The organism is Paenibacillus liaoningensis, from assembly GCF_059609455.1.
The window spans coordinates 1-4,352 of record NZ_JCAALU010000044.1 but is presented as its reverse complement, the minus strand read 5'-3'; the positions used below and the strand labels follow the sequence as shown (position 1 = coordinate 4,352).

Below are 4,352 nucleotides of genomic sequence, written 5' to 3'. Positions count from 1 at the left end.
GTTAACTGGTTTAACAAGCATCGAATTCACGGAACGCTGGGATACCTGACACCTGTTCAATATCGCCTTACAGCCCTTAAAAAAGCTGTCTAATTTTCTGTTGACAATCCACATCTCTATGTTCTGCTGTCATACTTTGAGAATCGGTATTGTCATATCTCCTATAAATGAAGGTTACATCATCGTCCATAGATTTAACAAACATTTTTATTATTGACTTTGATGCATTCTTTATGGCACTCCTTGGGTTAGGTATGGAATCAGCAATTGCCTCAACAAAATCATCATTTAGCTTCGCCCTAGTTTGATTAGCTACGTTTATAAAGTGATCTATCCTAAGATTTTGAGCTGCTTGACTTAAATTTGCTTGTAAATCTTTATTGCCTTTGGCCTTATACCAATCAGAAGTAAGTTGCCTTATTTTAGTCTGATCCGATACTGATAATTGATTATCAATACCTTCAATCCAATGACCTAGAGAGTCAACCCAGTTAAGAGGATTATTATGCACATACGTATAAAGGTTTTGACTTAAAGGATTCGTCAGATCCCCTTCATACGAATCCTCATTAATAAACCTTCCCATCCCTGGATCATACCAACGAGCGCGAAGATACTGTAAATCTGTCGTATCATCCCAGTACTCGCCGGAATAACGGAAAGAATTTGTCACACTCTCGGTTGCTTTGAGCGAATTTCCCCAAAGATCATATTCGTATTCATTTAATATTGCACCAGATGTATCTCGTATTGATACTACATCACCATGCCCGTTTTGCGAATAGTATCCTTTTGCTCCTGTAACATTCTCCTGCATGATAAGTCCGTTCCCACGTAAATAACTCACTTTTTCCTTGACTGTCCCATTTGATTGTAAACTACCCTCTGCAATCAAATAATTACCATCATAATAATAACGAGTCGTTACGGCATTTTCCTGCCGCTCCACCATTAGATTATCTCCGTTATAACGATAAGTCACATTCTTCCCATCAGCCTTAACGACTTTCTTTAAGCGGTCTCACTCATCATACTCATAGGAAACATTATCTGTAAGCCCTACTTCACTGTCACTAGATAGAGTTTTCCTATTTCCCCGACTGTCATAGGTGTACGATTCATTTAACTTCGTAGATGTCTTAATACGGTTTAATATATCGTATGTGAAAAGGCTATCCACTTCTGGCTTATCTGAACCCTGCTCATTAATGCTTGTGATGTTGTTGTTCGCATCATACTGGTAACTATAATTAGATGAAATCCCACCATCCATTTTCAACTGCTTCAAGTTCGTCAGTTTTAAATCGGTATAACTATATTCTGTCAATAGCCCATTCGCCTGCTGCTTCCTGGCAAGTTGACCGCCTGCATCATAGGTGTAGCTTTCCTGAACGGCCCCATTCCACGAAACAAGGTTTAGTTGATTGTTATTGGTATAGCTATAAGATGCAGTATCCCCAAATGGTGTGGTTACACTCGCTACTTGACCACGTATATCATAACCATATTCTAGCTTCTTCCCGTCTGGATAGATTACGGAAGCCAACTCCGCTGTATATGGCTTATACGTATATTGAGTCGTCCCCGTGCTATCCGTCATCGTTTTTCGTGAACCATTATCGGTATAAGTAAAGGAAATCGTTTCACTTGGTCCTTGCTTAGACAACAACAAATTTCGGTTAGTATAAGAATATTGAAATACCTTACCTGTTTTATCAATCACTTTGCTTCGATTACCATTGGCATCATAATAGAATTTTTCACTATTCTGCTGTGCATCGGTACTACGAATAACGCGTCCAAGTTCATCATAAGCCTTCGTTTGCACATTTGCATCAGGAAAGATTGTTTTTATCAAATTACCTGCATGATCATATTCATAACGCGTCATTTCATTCTTCGTATTCGTAACCGAAGCAAGCTATCCCAATATTGTATACGTAAACGTCGTAACTTGCTGCTTAGCATCCAACTGCTGCACGATTTGTCCATTAATTGGGTGATACGTGTTTTTAAGCAATGGAGTAATAATTCCTGTCGCTTGTGCCTGTTCTTCTGCTTTCTCCAATCGGCCAAACTTATCATAGGTTTCAATGTTTCTATTGCCTAGTGGATTAGTTGTCATCTTTCTATGCAGGCTATCATCATAAGTTGCTGTCGTTTCTGATCCATTCGGCAAAATAGTTTTGGTTGATCGCTTCCAATTATCAAATTCATAGCGAGTCCGATATCCTAAAGCATCTTCCGACCATTCCACACGTCCATAGGCATCATAATCGTTTCTGGCTTTCATCTCATAACCAGCTTGATTGATTATACCGGATTCTATTTCCCAACCTAAACCATTCCAACTTCTCTGTGTTTGATATCCTCCTTCATCTGTAACAAGCAAGGTATTCCGAACATCATTATATGCCGCCCGCAGCAATTTCCCATCGGGATGAGTGACTTGTTTAATACGCCCAAGTTTATCATACTGATAAGCCGTACGTGCATTTTTCCCATCTGTGGAGGCAATCATCATACCAGTGCCTAAGTCGTACTCCGCTTTCGTCACTATGGTACTCTTTTGATTGCTGGCATCCGTTACCGTCACTCCTTGGCTCGTTGGGAATGCAAATTGATAGGCGCTATCATATGCTACTGTCATTTGCAGCGTCTTATCCCCATAGGAGATCGTACGAAGGGTCACATTACCGTATATCATTATTTTAATATTATTATATAGGGTTGAATGGTCACTATTAAATTTGTGAATCTCCATAAGTTCAAATATATTTTTCAGATGAAGACCGCCCATAAAGGCTGGTCTTCTATTTTTTGAGCAAAAAGAAACCACCTGGAGTTGTTAGACTCACATGTGGAATATTAGTTCAATCCGTTTTACATAAGTTGGATGTGTTATTGGTTGAATAATGGATTAATTCGGCACTGGGTGGGGGTAAAAGAAAGACCTTGAGGATGACATCCCCAAGGTCACTAAGACTATTTTTCCTTTAGTTTGCTTCGAAACATATATTCCGAGTATGCTTCTTGTATCTTTTTTTTGCAAACCTCTCTCCAGAGTTCCTTTAACTCCACATCTTTAATTTCAGAATAAATTTCCGGCTCCATGTCCCCACCAAATCCAATCCAAGCGTCATCCTCTACTTCTCCGTTGTCATCTGAAAAAGCTATTTCATGTGGAGCAGGAGCGTGCCCAACATAAGGACAATTGTTTTTCAAGCAATGATAACCTGGATTTTTAACTCCGTATCTGCAGTACTCAGGAATAGTCCCATGTTCCTCACTCTCAACTAAACCATACAAACAGTGCACTTCAACAATAACATGATTAAATGGAATAACAATCTCCACTCTTTCCTATTTATTATTTCATATGTTTCAAATCAATTTCAGTAATAGTTATTTTACCATTTTCCATTTTGAAGTAAATCCTCGCATTTCCGCGCCCTCCTCCAAAACCTTTGAAATCCGCTGACCATAGCCCTTTTTTATCTGCAGTTAATAGGTGAACATTTAATCCTGAATGGTCTCCGCTTGCTAGCATTGTTACTATATTGTCAAAACTTTCCTGTTGTTTCGCACTTAAACTCTTTAACTGATTAGTTACACTCTTCTCCTCTACAACCGTCATCCAAGAACAATTTGTATTATGAACCCAAATGCCCAAATCCGTTACATAATACGTATGGAAGTCAGCAACCGTAAAGTTGTAAACCGTTACTGGCTTATCCAGTTTAACGAACTCAACCTTATCGATCATCAGATTGCTTCCGTCTGCCTTTTCGAGTTTATTGCCAACCTGGAGGTCGTCTGCGAAGACCCACCCTTTACCTTCTACCCAAAACGGATGGTTATCTGTCGTTTCGATTATTTGCTTCCCAACATGTAACTTTATAATATCATCACGTTGGTTGCGCTATAAAGCCAATACTTCTTTGTAAGCTAATTCTCCATTAGGGTTATTCTCATCCTTGGCAAGAACCTTATCTCCGACCTCAATGTCTTCGATATTTTTCTCCCCTTCGTTAGTTATAAACTTGATTCAGGGAAGAATGAAGGCGGCAACTGTTTCAGCTACCACCATTATATCTCAACTTGCCAATGGTTCGGGTAAAGAAGCAAGCCTATATTCTGTCTTGTACTTCATCATGCTGTAAAGGATGTTCACAAGCCTTCTCATAATGCAAATGATTGCCTGTTTCTTCTTTTTGCCTTCATTCAATCGCTTCTCATAGTGGATTGTCAACAGTAAATCAGACAACTTTTTTAAGGGCTTCTTGGCGATACTGAACAGGCGTCATATAGTCTAAGGTTCCATGGATGCGATGCTTGTTGAACCAGTTGAC

At 39.3% G+C, this 4,352-nt stretch carries 7 protein-coding genes; 1 reads left to right on the top strand and 6 read right to left on the bottom strand.

What is annotated here, in order from left to right:
• The coding region (locus AC6B99_RS33215; RefSeq protein ID WP_496663585.1) for an IS3 family transposase at positions 1-93 on the top strand (93 nt) is incomplete at its 5' end.
• Here AC6B99_RS33215 and AC6B99_RS33210 read toward each other — a convergent pair.
• From AC6B99_RS33210 to AC6B99_RS33185, 6 genes are all read right to left on the bottom strand, one after another.
• Positions 77-952 carry an RHS repeat-associated core domain-containing protein gene (locus AC6B99_RS33210; RefSeq protein ID WP_496665164.1) on the bottom strand — a complete coding sequence of 292 codons (876 nt, stop codon included), beginning with the start codon at positions 950-952 and terminating at the stop codon, positions 77-79. The two genes, AC6B99_RS33215 and AC6B99_RS33210, sit on opposite strands and share 17 nt — an antisense overlap.
• Before the next feature lie 69 nt (positions 953-1,021).
• The gene (locus AC6B99_RS33205) at positions 1,022-1,891 is read right to left on the bottom strand and encodes a hypothetical protein (protein ID WP_494879362.1); all 870 of its coding nucleotides are present in this window, start codon (positions 1,889-1,891) and stop codon (positions 1,022-1,024) included.
• 30 nt (positions 1,892-1,921) lie between these two features.
• Positions 1,922-2,800, bottom strand: coding sequence for a hypothetical protein (locus tag AC6B99_RS33200; RefSeq protein ID WP_494879364.1), 879 nt, complete (start codon positions 2,798-2,800; stop codon positions 1,922-1,924).
• 185 nt (positions 2,801-2,985) lie between these two features.
• Entirely contained in the window at positions 2,986-3,357 is a 372-nt protein-coding gene (locus AC6B99_RS33195; protein WP_494862972.1) for a hypothetical protein, read from the bottom strand.
• Positions 3,358-3,370: 13 nt separating this feature from the next.
• Positions 3,371-3,874, bottom strand: a complete 504-nt coding sequence (locus AC6B99_RS33190; protein WP_496665165.1) for a polymorphic toxin-type HINT domain-containing protein — start codon at positions 3,872-3,874, stop codon at positions 3,371-3,373.
• A gap of 385 nt (positions 3,875-4,259) precedes the next feature.
• On the bottom strand, positions 4,260-4,352 hold a 93-nt coding region (locus AC6B99_RS33185), incomplete at its 5' end, for an IS3 family transposase (RefSeq protein ID WP_496663370.1).